Source organism: Sediminicola luteus (assembly GCF_040566555.1).
Lineage (GTDB): Bacteria > Bacteroidota > Bacteroidia > Flavobacteriales > Flavobacteriaceae > Sediminicola.
This window is the reverse complement of sequence record NZ_JBEWYP010000006.1, coordinates 157,657-173,256: the sequence shown is the minus strand read 5'-3', so window position 1 is coordinate 173,256 and position 15,600 is coordinate 157,657. Positions and strand designations below refer to the sequence as shown.

The following is a 15,600-nucleotide window of genomic DNA, read 5'->3' as shown; positions in this document are numbered from 1 at the left end:
ACCGCAAATTTAATTTCGACTTTAATGAATTTTCTAAGAAACCTTTTGGCCTCTATTTTGGGGACCTTGTTCGCATTTGGGATACTATTTGTAATGTTTGTAATTCTTGGTAGCCTTATTGGTGGGGCCGAGGATAGTGTGAGCATAAAGAAAAATTCCATCTTGGAATTGCATATGGAAGATCCTGTAAGTGATTATGTGGGCAATGCCGATGCAGATCCTTTTGGGGGGCTCTTTGATAAATCACAGGGGTTGGATGAAATTTTACATGCGATAAAAGTTGCCAAGGATGATGATAATATTAAGGGAATAAGCATAAACAACAATTATATCCTAGCGGGAATGTCCCAAACACAAGCTATTCGCAATGCGCTGAAAGAGTTTAAGGAAGGCGGAAAATTTGTGTATGCCTACGGGGATTTTTACATGCAAAAGGATTATTACTTGTCCAGTGTGGCCGATGGGGTTTACTTGAATCCAGTTGGGGCCATGGACTTTAAAGGGCTGTCCTCGGAAGTATTGTTCTTTAAGGAGCTGCAGGAAAAGACAGGGATTAAGATGGAAGTGATCCGTCATGGGAAATACAAAAGTGCGGTAGAACCGTTCCTTGCCAATGAAATGAGTGATGCCAATAGAACGCAGATCAAAGAATTGATCGGTTCCTTATGGACATCTATCGTAGATGACATTGCCGAAGGAAGAAATATAAGTCCAGAAAACCTAAACATCATTGCCGATACCTTGGGGGGAAGAACCCCTGAATTTGCCAAGGCTTCCGGTTTAATTGATGATATCCTTTTTTATGACCAGTATGAAGCTAAGTTGAGGGAAGTTGCTGAGCTGGATGCCGATAAGGATGTGAATTACGTGGGTCTTAAAGATTACGTAAAATACGCCAAGAAAAAGAAGCTGAAGACTGGGACCGATAAAATTGCCGTGATCTATGCCCAAGGCGAGATCATTTACGGCGAAGGGGGTCCAAATGTCATAGGGGCAGACATTATTAATGAGGCCCTGATAAAAGCAAGGGAAGATGAGTCGGTCAAAGCTATTGTACTCAGGGTAAATTCCCCAGGAGGTAGTGCCCTTACTTCGGATATTATCTGGAGGGAAGTGGAACTGACCAAAGAAATAAAGCCTGTAGTGGTTTCCATGGGTGATGTTGCCGCTTCTGGCGGATATTACATTGCGGTGGGTGCCGATAAGATTTTTGCAGAGCCTACCACTATTACCGGATCAATAGGCGTATTTGGGGTAGTGCCCAATATGACCGAATTGGCAGATAATATTGGGATCAATGCAGAACAGGTAGGTACCAATAAAAATTCTGTTGATTATTCGCTTTTCGAGCCCATGAGCGATTCCTTTAGAAATAGGATTCAGGAAGGGGTAGAGTCAACGTACAACACATTCTTGTCCAGGGTTGCCCAAGGAAGAAATATATCCGTTGCCAGTGCCGATAGTTTGGCACAAGGTCGCGTTTGGAGTGGTGTGGATGCCAAAAGACTCGGCTTGGTCGATGAACTTGGTGGCTTGGAAGCGGCTATCAATGAAGCGGCCTCAATGGTAGGGCTCTCCTCCTACAGTATCAAGAATTTCCCAAAATATAAGTCGGGCTTCGAAAAGTTGATGGAAGATTTGGGTGGCAGCAGTGCCAAGGCCAAACAAGCCTTTATCCAGGAGGAAGTGGGGACAGAGATCTACTCCATTTTACAGCAAATGAAATCGGCCATGGATCAAAAAGGAGTTCAGGCCAGAATGCCCTTTGTGCTTAACATCAAGTAAGTATGACCTATAGGGACAAGAAATTTGCGCATACCATATACTTGTATTTGGGTGCGCTTTTTATTACCTCCTTGGTGGTCTCTAACCTCATTTTTCAAAAGTTCTTTTACTGGACGCCTTTTGGAGAGGATGCCACAATTTTTGGGGCTCCGTTATTTGTAGTTTCCGTTGGGATCTTGCCCTATCCATTAACGTTCTTGATCACCGATCTTATTTCGGAGATCTACGGGGCCAAGAAAGCCAATCAGATAGTGACGGCAGGCATTTTTGCCTCCTTCTTTTCCATGGGGATCGTGTATTTGGCCAATGTTGCCCCCGCCGTGGATACGTCCCCCGTTAACGATTCAACGTTCAACCAGGTATTTGCCCTGTCCCCAGTGGCTGTGCTGGCCTCTATGATCGCCTATTTGTTAGCCCAATACGTAGATATAGGTATTTATCATTTTTGGAAACGCTTGACCAAGGGGAAAATGCTTTGGCTGCGGAACAACTTTTCCACCTTTGCCTCCCAGTTTATAGATACCTTTACCGTAGTAGGCCTGCTGTGTATTTTTGAGGTCATCCCCTGGAGCATGTTTTACGGGTTGGTGGTGAGCGGATTCATTTTTAAGATTTTAATAGCATTTATAGATACTCCTTTTTTGTATTTTTTCGTATATATCTTTAGAAAACGATTTAATCTGCAAATGGGGCAAGAAATTGATCTGGAAGTATAATAAATTTCAATTCTTTTTGTTACCATTGAAAGTAGAAAAAAATTACGGTGAAGTTTGTTTCCCGTAGTGTTAAATGCATAACACGTACATATTTATGAAAAAGAAAATAGCAAAAATTACAGGATTGGTTTTAGTGGTTCTAATAGGAGTCCTAATTGCAGCACCTTTTTTTCTAAAGGGAAAAATAACAAAACTGATCAAGGAAAAAGTAAACACAAGCATCAATGCAACGTTTGATTTTGCTGATGCGGATTTGAGCCTTTTTAGTAGTTTTCCAAACGCAACCGTTACTTTGGAAGATATTTCCTTGGTAAACAAAACTCCGTTTGAAGGGGATACGCTATTTGCTTCCAAAGAGGTGCAATTGAAAATGTCCGTCATGGAATTGTTCAAGGATGCCGCTGAGCCTATAGAATTGACATACCTTAAGATAGATGGGGCCCAGTTGAACATTAAATATGATATGGCAGAAAATGCCAATTATGATATTGCTGTGGATAAAGGTGACACAAAAGAGGCCGAGGACAACTTTTTACTTACCCTTCAGAAATATGAAATATTGAACTCCAATGTGATATACCATGATCTGGCATCGAACATGCGTTTGGAAATTTCAGAAATGAACCATAGCGGAACTGGAGATCTTTCCCTGGACAAATCAGAATTGGATACGCAGACCACAGCCTTGGTGTCTTTTGAAATGGACAGCACCAATTACCTGAACAAAAACCCTGTGCAGTTAAAGGCCCTAATCGGGGTAGATTTAAAAGAGTTGAAATATACCTTTCTAAAAAACGAAGCCTTGGTCAATCAATTGGCATTGGTATTTGATGGATATGTAAAAATGAACGAGGACAATCAGGAGGTGAACATCAGTTTTAAAACTCCTTCTTCGGACTTTAAAAACTTTTTGGCGGTCATTCCTGAAACCTATTCCAAGAATATTGAAAATGTAAAGACGACTGGGAATTTTACGGTGGAAGGTGCGTTTACGGGGATTGTTGATGATCTCCATATCCCACAGTTCAAGATCGATATCAAATCTGATAATGCCTCTTTCAAATATCCAGACCTGCCCAAATCGGTGAACAATGTTCATATTGATACCGAAATTACCAATACCACGGGGATAACGGAAGATACCTTTGTGGATATCCGTAAGCTGAGCTTTATGATAGATCAGGATAAGTTTAATATGGTGGCGAATATTAAGGACCTGATGGGAAATACCAAGGTTAATGCCCATATTGATGGAAAAATGAACCTCGCGAATATTTCCAAGGCCTACCCAGTACCTTCAGATTTAGATTTAAAGGGAATCCTAACTGCGGATATTTCTACGGCTTTTGATATGGCCACAGTGGAGAAAAAGCAATATGAAAATACAAAGACCAGTGGAAAATTGACCCTTCAGGGGTTTGAATATAAATCGGCCGAAATTCCCAATCCTGTAAAATTGGAGAATACGTCCGTTACTTTTAATCCTAAAACGGTTACCTTAAATGAATTGAAGGGAACTACCGGGAAAACAGATTTTGACGTCACTGGAACCATCAATAACCTTTTGGGCTTTATGTTCAATGACGAGAAGGTGGAGGGTAATTTCAACCTTAAGTCCAACACCTTTGCCCTTAACGATTTTATGGTGGCCGAGACAACAGGGGAAGGGACAGACAAAGCATCAAAAACCCCACCCGTTGCCGAAGAGAAAATTAAAATACCTTCTTTTCTAGACTGTACCATTAATGCCACGGCGACCAATGTGCTCTATGATAACCTCACTCTAAAAAATGTTTCAGGAACCCTAAAGATCAAGGATGAAAAGGCAGAACTCCTCAATATGACCTCTTCTATATTTGATGGGAAAATGGCATTTAACGGAGAGGTGTCCACCAAGAACGACACCCCTACCTTTGCCATGAAGTTGGGAATGGAAAGTTTTAAAATAGGAGAAACGTTCAAATCTCTGGAGCTTTTCAAAGTCCTGGCGCCCATAGCCAACATTTTGCAGGGTACCCTAAATTCGGACATCGCGCTTTCTGGGAACCTGAAGGATGATTTTACTCCTAATTTGGTGAGCTTATCGGGGAATATCCTGGCGTCCTTGTTTACGGAAAAAATAGATACCGATAAATCTAAACTCTTGTCCAGTTTGGATGGGGCGTTAAACTTTATCGATTTTGATAAATTGGATTTAAAGGAGCTGAAAACGGCCCTTACTTTTGAGGACGGACTTGTAAAGGTGAAACCTTTTACCATCAAATATCAAGATATAGCGATCAATGTGGCCGGAAGCCATACGTTCGATCAAAAACTGAACTATACAGCCACCTTTGAAGTGCCTGCTAAATATTTGGGCAAGGACATCTCCAATCTGATCGCTAAAATAGACGACAAGTCCTTGGAGGGACTTACTATCCCCGTAACAGCGAACATAGGCGGACTCTATTCCAGTCCGACCGTGAGTACCGACCTTACCAGTGGTGTGAAAAACCTTACCGCGAAGCTTGTTGAGATTGAAAAGCAAAAGCTGCTCAATCAAGGAAAAGACAAGGCAAAAAACTTGATTGGCGGACTATTGGGAGGCGATGCCAAAACCAAGGATTCTACTGCCCAGAAGACTACAGGGCAAGAAGGAGTGAAGGAAGTTTTGGGAGGGTTATTAGGTGGTAAGCCTAAAACCCAAGACACCACAGCGGCAAAGACCGGAACCATGCCACCAAAGAAAGATGCCATAAAAGAGGCTGCCTCAGGGGTGTTGGGCGGATTTCTAAACAAGAAAAAGAAGGATGCCGAAGTAAAAAAGGACAGTGTTAATTAATGTTTAGGGAGATATAGTAGCCTTCGCTGCCCCTGACATTAAATACGGTGTTGTCCTCAAAGATGAGGTATTGTCCTTTTATTCCCTTGAGAATACCTTTGAAATGGGGTGTTTTTTCAAGATTAAGGCTTTTTACCTTTTCAGGATAGCGCAATACAGGAAATTCCATATGGCTTTCCTTGTTGTTTTCAATAAAATATGGGGCAGCCTCCTCCGGGATGTACTGCCTCAATTTATTTCTATAGGCCACCAGGTCCTCATCATCCACATTGTTGGTGAGCATTTTGCGCCAATTGGTTTTGTCTCCGATATGATCTTTAAGGGCAACCTCGGTGATACCCGCCAAATAACGATTTGGGACTTCAACAATTTCTATGGCCTCGTGGGCTCCCTGGTCTATCCACCTTGTAGGAACCTGTGATTTTCTGGTCACGCCCACTTTAATATTACTTGAATTGGCCAGATATACAACATGCGGTTGCAATTGCACCTTCTTTTCATATTCCAAATCCCTGTCCTCCTGATCCAAATGTGCCGTACTCAATTCAGGTCTCATGATCCAATCTCCAGCTGAGGGGATTTCAAAAAAACAATTGCGACAAAATCCCTGTCTGTAGATAGGCTTGTCCAAATTGCAATTTAGGCATTGGTATTTAATGAATTCAATTTCCAATTCCCTGTCCAGCACTTGGTTGACATTTAAAAAGTCGCTTTCAAAAACCAGATAATATTGAATGGGATTACCTATTTCTGTTTGCATTTTTTTTAAGACTCCCTTGAACTGCATAAAAGCGTATTTTTTTAATTAGAATTCAATTTGAAATGATAACTTTAAGAGCTATTTTTAAGAAATAAACCAAAAATAAAAGCCTATCATTTTAGGATAAAGATACCGAAAAATGCCAATACCATTATTTAATTCCATCGCATCTTGGTTGCTGAAAAAGCGAGATCACCAGATAGAACTTTTCTTGAAATATCCAGGAGAAGTGCAGGAAGAGGTGTTGCGCCAATTATTGTCAATTGCCGAGGATACGGAAGTTGGAAGAAAATACGGATTTAGGTCCATCCCCAATTATAAAACCTTTGCAGAACGGGTGCCCATAGTTTCCTATGAGGAATTTGAGCCCATGATAGAACGTGCCAGAAGAGGGGAGCAAAATATATTCTGGCCCACGTCTATCAAGTGGTTTGCAAAAAGTAGTGGGACCACCAATGCGAAAAGCAAATTTATTCCGGTGAGCAGTGAGGCCTTGGAAGACTGCCATTATAAGTCGAGCAAGGATCTGTTGTGCCTCTATCTTAACAATAACGAAAATTCCCAGCTGTTTACGGGGAAGAGTCTTCGACTAGGGGGTAGTAAGGAGCTGTACCAGGATAATGGCACTTTCTTTGGAGACCTTTCTGCTATCCTGATAGACAATATGCCGTTTTGGGCAGAATTGAGCAGTACCCCGAGTAATAAGGTGTCCTTAATGAGCGAGTGGGAATCCAAAATGCAGGCAATCATTAAAGAATGCGTGCAGGAAAATGTCACCAGTTTGGCCGGCGTACCGTCTTGGATGTTGGTGCTCTTGAACAATGTATTGGAGGAGACGGGCAAGAGTCATCTGTTCCAGGTGTGGGAAAATTTGGAGGTCTATTTCCATGGAGGGGTCAATTTTGGGCCTTATAAGGACCAATACAAATCTTTACTGCCCAGAAAAAACTTTAATTATTACGAGATTTATAATGCCTCCGAGGGCTTTTTTGCCATACAGGATAGAAACCATGCCGATGATCTTTTGTTGATGTTGGACTATGGAATATTCTATGAGTTCATCCCCATGGACAATTACGGAACCTTGGAGCAAAGGGTGGTGCCTTTGTGGGAAGTAAGGCCCAAAGTGAACTATGCCATCCTTATCACGACCAATGCAGGGCTATGGCGTTACAAGATAGGGGATACGGTTCGCTTTACCTCTACAGATCCATACCGCATAAAGGTAACAGGTAGGACCAAGCACCATATCAATGTATTTGGGGAGGAATTGATCATAGAAAACGCGGAGGAGGCCCTAAAAAGTATCTGTAAAAAAACAGGTGCCGAAATTAAGGATTATACCGCTGCCCCCATCTTTATGAGCGATAAGGAAAAGGGAGGCCATGAGTGGATCATTGAATTCAGAACGCCGCCCGAAGAGATCGAATACTTCACGGAAATATTGGATAATGCCCTTAAATCCCTGAATTCGGATTACGAGGCAAAACGCTATCACAATATGACTTTAAATATGCCAAAAGTGCATATTGCACGTCATAATCTTTTCTACGATTGGCTAAAATCCAAAGGCAAACTTGGAGGTCAACATAAAATACCACGATTGTCCAATGAAAGGACTTATGTCGAAGAATTGCTACAAATGAACAAGTAAATAGTGTTTTTGGCGGAAATTGACGCAAATTGTCGTTAATAATTGTCCCCTATTAACCTAAAAACTTTTTATTATGGCAGAACGACTAGTAGTATTATCAGATATGTGGGGTGCGAAAAAAGGACTCTGGATCACTTCTTATCTAGGATATTTGCAGCAACATTTTGACATCGTATTTTATGATTGCCAGCAATTGGCGAACATTGATTTGGCGGTAGACACTAATAAAAATGTACATCAGGCCTTTGTAAACGGGGGTATAGATACCGCTGTTAAGCATCTATTGAAGAAAGAGACTGTACCCAGCCATTATTTGGCCTTCAGTACTGGAGGTACCATTGCTTGGAAAGCAGCGCTTGCCGGGTTGAAAATGAAATCTCTTTACAATGTTTCGGCAACACGGATCAGAAATGAATCGGAGAAGCCCAATTGTAAGACGAATTTAATTTATGGAGGTAAGGATGAATTTAGACCTTCCGATGAATGGGCCAAAAACATGGAAATGGAATTAGAGATCATTCCCAACTTTGGACATGATCTGTACTCGGATGAAAAAATTATACAAAAGGTATGTAAAGACCTATTGGGTAGAGCTATAAAAAAGCAGCTTCAATCTTAAGAAGCTGCTTTTAGTTTTTTCAATGTCACAAAGGAAAGTTTTTCCTCGGCATAGGTTCTGGTTACTTTGAATTCACTTTCATCGCTGCTCGGTAATTCGAACATAGCATCGGTGAAAATGGCTTCACATAGGGATCTCAATCCCCTAGCACCCAATTTGTATTCAATAGCTTTCTTTACGATGTAGTTCAATGCTTCATCCGTAATTTTAAAGCTAATGTTATCCATGGCAAACAATTTTTCATATTGTTTGATGATGGCATTCTTAGGTTCGGTAAGGATTGCTCTTAGCGTTTCCTCATCCAACGGATTCATATGTGTAAGAACCGGTAAACGCCCAATAATCTCAGGAATCAGACCAAATTCTTTTAAATCCCTAGGGATGATGTACTGAAGGATATTGGTATTGTCCAGATTGTCCTCTGCTTTGGAGGCACTGTAACCTACAGCTTGCATATTCAAGCGTTTGGTAATGATACGTTCAATACCATCGAAGGCACCACCGGCAATAAACAGGATATTTTCCGTATTGACCTCAATAAATTTTTGATCTGGATGTTTACGTCCTCCTTTTGGTGGGACATTTACAACCGTACCTTCAAGAAGCTTTAACAAACCTTGTTGTACGCCTTCGCCAGATACATCCCTTGTTATGGAAGGGTTGTCGCTTTTGCGGGCTATCTTGTCTATTTCATCAATAAATACGATTCCACGCTCAGCTTTTTCTAAATTGTAATCGGCTGCCTGAAGTAACCTGGTAAGGATACTTTCAACATCTTCACCTACGTAACCAGCTTCAGTCAATACCGTGGCATCAACAATTGCCAAAGGTACATTCAACATTTTAGCGATGGTTTTGGCCATCAATGTTTTTCCTGTTCCCGTTTGCCCGGCCATGATGATATTACTCTTTTGAATTTCTATCTCATCTTCCTTGCTCTTGGGCTGTAACAATCGTTTGTAGTGGTTGTATACTGCAACGGACATTACCTTTTTGGTGCGATCCTGTCCTATGATAAACATGTCTAAAAACTCCTTTATATCCAAAGGCTTCCTAAGGGTCAACTCAGAAGAAAGATCGTTCTTGTCCGATTGTTTTGATTCTTCGGCAACTATTCCGTGCGCCTGCTCAATACATCTGTCACATATGTGTGCATCCAAACCAGCAATCAATAGATTGGTCTCTGGTTTCTTCCTTCCGCAAAAAGAGCATTCTAAATTTTCTTTTGCCATAATATTGGGGGTAACATAAAACACAATAACGTTTGTATCGTGTTTTTGGTTTAATTATACGGAATTATATTTCCGTACCTCATTCCTTTGTCGGGATTATTTGCTATCCCTTACTAATATTTCATCGATCATGCCATATTTCAAGGCTTCATTGGCTTTCATCCAATAGTCCCTATCGCTATCCTCGTTCACCTTTTCAAAAGTCTGTCCGGAATGCTTGGAAATGATCTGGTACAATTCATCTTTAAGTTTAAGAATTTCCCTGGCAGTAATTTCTATATCACTTGCCTGTCCCTGAGCACCACCTAAAGGTTGGTGAATCATAACTCGGGAATGCGTTAACCCACTGCGCTTGCCTTTTTCGCCTGCGCACAACAATACAGCTCCCATAGAAGCGGCAATACCTGTACAGATAGTGGCCACATCTGGTTTTATGAATTGCATGGTGTCATATATTCCAAGACCGGCATAAACGCTGCCTCCTGGAGAGTTGATATAGATCTGAATGTCCTTGGAGGCATCCGCACTTTCCAAAAACAACAATTGTGCTTGTACAATATTGGCGACCTGGTCATTGATGCCGGTTCCTAAAAAAATGATCCTGTCCATCATCAACCTGGAAAAAACATCCATTGCAATTGCATTTAGTTGTCTTTCCTCAATAATGTTGGGGGTCATTGCCGACGGGTACATGGTACTCATGATTTTGTCATAGTACATGCTGCTGATCCCTTGGTCTTTTATAGCGTAGTTCTTGAACTCTTTTCCGTAATCCATGTGTTTTCTTCTATATTTTTTTGAAACAAAAAAAGGTGCCGAAAAATAATTTCCGGCACCGTAAAGATACTTAAATTATTTTTGAAAACTACCCATAAACTTCTTTCACAAAGTTCTCGTAGGTCACTTCTTTAGTTTTCAAATTTGCTTTCTCCTTGTATAGTTTCAATAGTTTCTGGCTCATCAATTGTTCAGACAATCTGCGAACCTCGTCCTGGTTGGATAAAACCCTTGCAGCAATGTTGTCCAATTCTTCCTCTTTAGGGTCCATTTGTCCAAATTGTGCCATTTGTGTTTTGATAAAACCTTTGGCGAAATCTTTTAACTCGTCAAATTGTACTTGAATATCGTTTTCTTTAATGATCTTACCTTCGATCAATTGATAACGCAATCCTTTTTCAGATTTTTCATATTCTGCCTTTGCCTCTTCCTCTGTCAACGGCTTTTCACCAGTAGACTGAATCCATTTTGTCAAGAAATCTGCAGGAAGGTCAAATTTTGTATTTTCAATAAAATACTCGGTAACATCATTCAGCAATTTCTGATCTGCTTGTTGCTCAAACTGCTTTTCAGAATCTTCTTTTATTCTTGCTTCAAGCTCTTTTTTAGAGGTAACCACATCTTTTCCAAAAAGCTTATCAAACAACTCTTGGTCCAATTTAGCTGGCTCCCTTTCGTTGATCTCCTCAATTGTGAAAGTAACCTCGATGTCTAAATTTTCAGCTTTATCGGCCTGAATTCCCAAGATATTTGCAAGAAGGTGATCTTCTTTGAACAAGCCTTTGGTTTTTAAAGTGACTACATCTCCTGCTTTTTTGCCCAAAAGACTGTCGATTGCCTTTTTGTTGGAGATTTGATCTAGCTCAAGGTTTGATTTTTTGTCAATTCCTTCCTCTTCATTTTTGAAAACTCCAGTGATCTCATCTTTTTTGCCAGCCTCTGTTTTGTTGACCAATTTCCCGTATTGTTTTTGAATACGTTCTACTTGCTCGTCAATCATTTTCTGATCGGCAACAATTTGGTAATGGGTGATGGCTTTTTTGGATTTAAGATCGATCTCAAAGCTCGGTGCCAATCCTAATTCGAATTCAAAATCCAAATTTTCGGCATCCCAGTTAAAGTTGTCCTGTTGTTTTGGAAGTGGGTTTCCAAGAACATCCAATTTTTCTTCGGTAAGGTATTTGTTCAGGTTGTCCTGAAGAAGCTTGTTCACTTCATCAACCAAAACGGCTTTCCCGTATTGTTTTTTTATCAAGCCCATAGGAACCTGGCCTTTTCTAAAACCTGGGATATTGGCTGACTTTCTATAGTCCTTTAAGATATTTTCTACTTTGTCCTTGTAATCGTCCTTTGTTATGGCAACTTTTACAACAGCATTTAACTCGTCAATCTGCTCTTTTGTGATGTTCATCTCTGTATCGAATTTTACATAAATAAAATGGGATGCAAAAGTAGTACATTTTAATAAGTTCGCCAAGTTTTTAAATTACTGAATGTCAAACCGTAACTCAAATATTTTAATCTTCTTTTAGGAGAGAATATAATATGGATTGTAGAAAGGACAGTAAAAGACTAAAAAGCAGGGCCCACCATATGTTGGTAACCTCAAAACCTGATATCAGATTATCGGCCAAAAGGATAATAATGGCATTGATGATCAAGAGGAAAAGGCCAAGGGTCAGAATGGTAATTGGTAGGGTCAATATGACCAATATTGGTTTTACGATAAAGTTCAGGAGGCTCAGGACAATGGCAACAATTATGGCTGTGGTATAGGAGTCTACCCCAATCCCCGGCAAAATTTTGGCCAATATAACAACTGCAAGGGCGCTCAATAATATTCTTAATATTAGTTTCATCTCTTAATTTTTAGGTTGGGTCTTGTTAGCTACGTTAAATGTAAACAATAAATTGAAATGCCAATGCCTGTAAGTAGGGTGTTTTGATTACATTTTCTCCACTTGATTTCAGGATGCTCTTAAAATGCAATCGCCTTGGTATTTACCCAATTAGCCCTGATTTTTCATAAAAGCCATGGATTTTTCAAAAAATGCCTCTGGATTTTCGGCATGAAGCCAATGCCCAGCCTTTGCTATTGTATCCAATTCTGCTAATGGAAAATGCCTTTTTATTTCAGGGAGATCCTGCATGGTCACGTATTCTGACTTATCGCCTCTTAAGAATAGGGTAGGGCCTTGAAAATTGGCGGTAGACCCAATATTTTCACCCACTTCCTCCATTTTTGTGCTCAATACGGGCAGGTTGAAACGGAATCCAAGTTTCTCCTTGCTTTCCCAATACAGGTTTTTCAGCAAGAATTGACGTACCCCAAAATTGGTAAGGTGCTTGGCCAATTGTTTGTCAGCCTCCGTTCTGGAACTAATAGTGGTAAGGTCTAAGGCGTTTAATCCGTTTAAAATTTCATCGTGATGTGGCGGATAGTATTTGGGAGCAATATCGGCTACCAGTAACTTGGAGACTACATTGTGGTAGGAGCAGGCCAACTGCATGGCCGTTTTTCCACCCATGGAATGTCCGATCACAATTACATCCTTCAATTGGTAGTGTTGTATGTAATCATAGACGTCCTTGGCCAGCAGATCGTAATTAAACTCGCTGGAGTGAAAGCTTTTTCCGTGGTTTCTTTGGTCCATTAAATGAACCTCAAAACCCTCTTCTGCATATTGGGTACCCAAGGTCTTCCAGTTATCCGACATGCCCAAAAAGCCGTGAAGGATCATCAAAGGGGTTCCTTTTCCTAAGATATTCGAATATAATAATGGCATTACTTCAGTTTGTTTAAATACATGTTCACTACATTCTCCAAACCAAGATAAAGCGACTCACAAATTAGGGCGTGCCCTATGGAGACTTCTAAAAGATGGGGGATGTTTTCTTTGAAATATTTTATATTGTCCAAGCTTAGGTCGTGCCCTGCGTTGATGCCTAAGCCTAAGCTATGGGCCATTTTTGCAGCTTCTATAAAAGGAAGGATTCCGGCCCTGCAGCGTTCGGCATCACCTTCCAGATAAGCATGCGCATAGCTTTCTGTGTATAGTTCTATCCTGTCAGTACCGGTTTCTGCGGCCCCTTCTACCATTTTGGTATTGGCATCTACGAAAATTGAGGTGCGTATTCCGTTCTGCTTAAAAGTAGAGATTACCTCTTTCAGAAAATCTTTGTGTTTAATGGTGTCCCAGCCGGCATTGGAAGTAATGGCATCCACACTGTCCGGAACCAAGGTGACTTGGGTTGGTTTTACTTCTAACACTAGGTCCATGAACTTTTGAACTGGATTACCCTCTATATTAAATTCGGTAGTGACCACCTTTTTGAGGTCACGGGCATCCTGATACCTAATGTGTCTTTCGTCTGGGCGGGGGTGTATGGTGATTCCTTCCGCTCCAAAAGCCTCTATATCCATGGCAACTTTGATAAGATCGGGAACATTTCCGCCCCTCGCATTTCTTAAAGTTGCTATTTTATTTACGTTTACACTGAGTTTTGTCATGTTCTAATGCTGAATAATTCCACGCAAAAATACAAATAAGGCATGCTTTTTGCCATTATTAATTAGTAATTTGCATTATATTTAAGATTATGGAGATCCAATCCCGCATTATTAGAAATATCCCCGTATTTGAAATAGGGGATTCATTAAAGGAAGTCATCAAATTCTTTAAGGACACTACCTATTCCCATGTGGCAGTGACCGATGAGGGTAAATTTATGGGACTTTTGAGTGAAAATGACTTGGAGACCTTCGAAGGAAATAAAAAGATAGAAGATTACAGATTCAACTTGGAGTCGTTTTTTGTAACCTTGGAAACTTCCTGGTTAGACGTTCTGGAGGTTTTTGCCAGAAATGAGGCCAACCTGATTCCAGTGATGGATATGGAAGAAAAAATGATAGGTTACTATAATCTAACAGACGTTGTTGCTTTGTTTATAGGCACTCCCTTTTTTACAGAGCCTGGGGGTATTCTTGTGATTGCTAAAGGAATAAAGGACTACTCTTTTAGTGAGATTGCGCAGATTGTGGAAAGCAACAATTCCAGATTATTGGGAGGCTTTGTCACCGATATGGAAAATGACGTGGTGCAGGTAACCATTAAAATTAGGGCTACAGAGATCAACGATATTATACAGACATTTAGAAGATACAACTACACTATACTTTTTGGCAATTCGGACGATCAGTTTTTAGAGAATCTAAAACAACGTTCAGATTATTTGGATAAATATCTAAACGTTTAGTCTGTATGAAGGTTGCCATATACGGTCAAACGTACCAAAATAATGCCCTTGATTATGTCGTTGCTTTTTTGGACGAACTTCAAAAGACCGAATCTGAGGCTTATTTTGAAGAAGAATTTTACAAACTTTTATTTTCATCTGGGAAGCTGGCGTCGCACAAGACCTTTAATATGGTTAGCGGTTTGGACGATTCCTTTGACATGTTCGTCAGTTTTGGAGGGGATGGAACCATTCTACGTGCCATTACCTATGTTCGGGAATTGGATATCCCAATAGTTGGTGTCAATACTGGGAGGTTAGGGTTTTTATCCACCTTTAAAAAAGAGGATGTCCGTAAAGTGGTACAGGAGTTTGTATCCGGGGCCTATACCATTGTTGAACGAAGTTTGCTGGAGGTGCATGCAGATGAGGCCATCCCAGAATTTGGCGACCTAAATTTTGCGCTTAACGAAATTACGGTAAGCCGTAAGGATACCACCTCTATGATTACCGTGGAGACCTATTTGAACAATGAGTATTTAACTTCCTATTGGGCAGACGGTCTCATCGTTTCCACGCCTACGGGATCTACAGGATATTCCTTGAGTTGTGGAGGGCCGGTAATTGCGCCAACAGCAAAGTCTTTGGTGTTGACCCCAATTGCACCCCATAACCTTAATGCCAGGCCCCTTGTGGTTTCTGATAATACCGAAATACGACTGCGCGTTACTGGGCGCGAAGAATACCATTTGCTGTCTTTGGATTCACGTATTGCCACCTTAAAAAGCGGCAAGGAGATTTTACTTAAAAAGGCAGGTTTTTCCATCAAGATGATCGAATATACTTCTGAGAGTTTTTTTAAAACACTTCGCAACAAATTGTTATGGGGGGAAGATCGCAGAAATTGACCCGTGTACCGAACAATAAACGAAGCTAATTATTGTTTATCAAAAAGGAGACTACATGTATGTCCATTTCACTAGGCTAAAAAGCTGAAATG

At 40.6% G+C, this 15,600-nt stretch carries 14 protein-coding genes; 7 read left to right on the top strand and 7 right to left on the bottom strand.

Features of this window, described 5'->3' with window-relative positions:
- The first annotated feature begins 24 nt into the window (after positions 1-24).
- The 3 genes from sppA to ABXZ32_RS11660 all read left to right on the top strand — a co-directional run bounded on the left by sppA (position 25) and on the right by ABXZ32_RS11660 (position 5,322).
- Positions 25-1,785: a signal peptide peptidase SppA gene (gene sppA / locus ABXZ32_RS11670; protein ID WP_354618853.1), complete on the top strand. Its 1,761-nt coding sequence runs from the start codon at positions 25-27 to the stop codon at positions 1,783-1,785.
- Between the two features lie 2 nt (positions 1,786-1,787).
- Positions 1,788-2,501, top strand: a complete 714-nt coding sequence (locus ABXZ32_RS11665; protein WP_354618852.1) for a queuosine precursor transporter — start codon at positions 1,788-1,790, stop codon at positions 2,499-2,501.
- Between the two features lie 94 nt (positions 2,502-2,595).
- The gene (locus tag ABXZ32_RS11660) at positions 2,596-5,322 is read left to right on the top strand and encodes an AsmA-like C-terminal region-containing protein (protein ID WP_354618851.1); all 2,727 of its coding nucleotides are present in this window, start codon (positions 2,596-2,598) and stop codon (positions 5,320-5,322) included.
- On the opposite strand, the gene ABXZ32_RS11655 is transcribed toward ABXZ32_RS11660, so the two are convergent.
- Positions 5,315-6,109 carry a DUF2797 domain-containing protein gene (locus tag ABXZ32_RS11655; protein ID WP_354618850.1) on the bottom strand — a complete coding sequence of 265 codons (795 nt, stop codon included), beginning with the start codon at positions 6,107-6,109 and terminating at the stop codon, positions 5,315-5,317. The two genes, ABXZ32_RS11660 and ABXZ32_RS11655, sit on opposite strands and share 8 nt — an antisense overlap.
- A 112-nt stretch (positions 6,110-6,221) precedes the next feature.
- Here ABXZ32_RS11655 and ABXZ32_RS11650 point away from each other — a divergent pair, with 112 nt between their 5' ends.
- Positions 6,222-7,736 (top strand): GH3 auxin-responsive promoter family protein, encoded by a 1,515-nt coding sequence (locus tag ABXZ32_RS11650; RefSeq protein WP_354618849.1) that lies wholly within the window; start codon positions 6,222-6,224, stop codon positions 7,734-7,736.
- 73 nt (positions 7,737-7,809) lie between these two features.
- Complete coding sequence (locus ABXZ32_RS11645; RefSeq protein ID WP_354618848.1) at positions 7,810-8,355, top strand: dienelactone hydrolase family protein; 546 nt, start codon at positions 7,810-7,812, stop codon at positions 8,353-8,355.
- On the opposite strand, the gene clpX is transcribed toward ABXZ32_RS11645, so the two are convergent.
- The 6 genes from clpX to ABXZ32_RS11615 form a co-directional block, all read right to left on the bottom strand.
- Positions 8,352-9,587 carry an ATP-dependent Clp protease ATP-binding subunit ClpX gene (clpX, locus tag ABXZ32_RS11640; protein WP_354618847.1) on the bottom strand — a complete coding sequence of 412 codons (1,236 nt, stop codon included), beginning with the start codon at positions 9,585-9,587 and terminating at the stop codon, positions 8,352-8,354. The two genes, ABXZ32_RS11645 and clpX, sit on opposite strands and share 4 nt — an antisense overlap.
- Positions 9,588-9,683: 96 nt before the next feature.
- Positions 9,684-10,364 (bottom strand): ATP-dependent Clp endopeptidase proteolytic subunit ClpP, encoded by a 681-nt coding sequence (clpP, locus tag ABXZ32_RS11635; RefSeq protein WP_354618846.1) that lies wholly within the window; start codon positions 10,362-10,364, stop codon positions 9,684-9,686.
- An 88-nt stretch (positions 10,365-10,452) separates the two neighbouring features.
- Positions 10,453-11,775, bottom strand: a complete 1,323-nt coding sequence (gene tig / locus ABXZ32_RS11630; RefSeq protein ID WP_354618845.1) for a trigger factor — start codon at positions 11,773-11,775, stop codon at positions 10,453-10,455.
- 106 nt (positions 11,776-11,881) lie between these two features.
- Positions 11,882-12,223, bottom strand: coding sequence for a phage holin family protein (locus ABXZ32_RS11625; protein ID WP_354618844.1), 342 nt, complete (start codon positions 12,221-12,223; stop codon positions 11,882-11,884).
- 150 nt (positions 12,224-12,373) lie between these two features.
- Positions 12,374-13,150, bottom strand: coding sequence for an alpha/beta fold hydrolase (locus tag ABXZ32_RS11620; protein WP_354618843.1), 777 nt, complete (start codon positions 13,148-13,150; stop codon positions 12,374-12,376).
- Positions 13,150-13,875, bottom strand: coding sequence for a pyridoxine 5'-phosphate synthase (locus ABXZ32_RS11615; protein ID WP_354618842.1), 726 nt, complete (start codon positions 13,873-13,875; stop codon positions 13,150-13,152). Before ABXZ32_RS11615 ends, ABXZ32_RS11620 begins: the two co-directional genes overlap by 1 nt.
- 89 nt (positions 13,876-13,964) lie before the next feature.
- On the opposite strand from ABXZ32_RS11615, the gene ABXZ32_RS11610 reads away from it, so the two are divergent.
- Both ABXZ32_RS11610 and ABXZ32_RS11605 read left to right on the top strand, forming a co-directional pair.
- A complete protein-coding gene (locus ABXZ32_RS11610) occupies positions 13,965-14,621 on the top strand; it encodes a CBS domain-containing protein (RefSeq protein ID WP_354618841.1) in 657 nt (218 codons plus the stop codon).
- Between the two features lie 5 nt (positions 14,622-14,626).
- The gene (locus ABXZ32_RS11605) at positions 14,627-15,508 is read left to right on the top strand and encodes an NAD kinase (RefSeq protein WP_354618840.1); all 882 of its coding nucleotides are present in this window, start codon (positions 14,627-14,629) and stop codon (positions 15,506-15,508) included.
- Positions 15,509-15,600: the final 92 nt, after the last annotated feature.

Coding starts and splice junctions, on each gene's coding strand:
- sppA (WP_354618853.1), top strand. CDS start 25: ATGAATTTTCTAAGAAACCTTTTGGCCTCTATTTTGGGGACCTTGTTC.
- ABXZ32_RS11665 (WP_354618852.1), top strand. CDS start 1,788: ATGACCTATAGGGACAAGAAATTTGCGCATACCATATACTTGTATTTG.
- ABXZ32_RS11660 (WP_354618851.1), top strand. CDS start 2,596: ATGAAAAAGAAAATAGCAAAAATTACAGGATTGGTTTTAGTGGTTCTA.
- ABXZ32_RS11655 (WP_354618850.1), bottom strand. CDS start 6,109: ATGCAGTTCAAGGGAGTCTTAAAAAAAATGCAAACAGAAATAGGTAAT.
- ABXZ32_RS11650 (WP_354618849.1), top strand. CDS start 6,222: ATGCCAATACCATTATTTAATTCCATCGCATCTTGGTTGCTGAAAAAG.
- ABXZ32_RS11645 (WP_354618848.1), top strand. CDS start 7,810: ATGGCAGAACGACTAGTAGTATTATCAGATATGTGGGGTGCGAAAAAA.
- clpX (WP_354618847.1), bottom strand. CDS start 9,587: ATGGCAAAAGAAAATTTAGAATGCTCTTTTTGCGGAAGGAAGAAACCA.
- clpP (WP_354618846.1), bottom strand. CDS start 10,364: ATGGATTACGGAAAAGAGTTCAAGAACTACGCTATAAAAGACCAAGGG.
- tig (WP_354618845.1), bottom strand. CDS start 11,775: ATGAACATCACAAAAGAGCAGATTGACGAGTTAAATGCTGTTGTAAAA.
- ABXZ32_RS11625 (WP_354618844.1), bottom strand. CDS start 12,223: ATGAAACTAATATTAAGAATATTATTGAGCGCCCTTGCAGTTGTTATA.
- ABXZ32_RS11620 (WP_354618843.1), bottom strand. CDS start 13,150: ATGCCATTATTATATTCGAATATCTTAGGAAAAGGAACCCCTTTGATG.
- ABXZ32_RS11615 (WP_354618842.1), bottom strand. CDS start 13,875: ATGACAAAACTCAGTGTAAACGTAAATAAAATAGCAACTTTAAGAAAT.
- ABXZ32_RS11610 (WP_354618841.1), top strand. CDS start 13,965: ATGGAGATCCAATCCCGCATTATTAGAAATATCCCCGTATTTGAAATA.
- ABXZ32_RS11605 (WP_354618840.1), top strand. CDS start 14,627: ATGAAGGTTGCCATATACGGTCAAACGTACCAAAATAATGCCCTTGAT.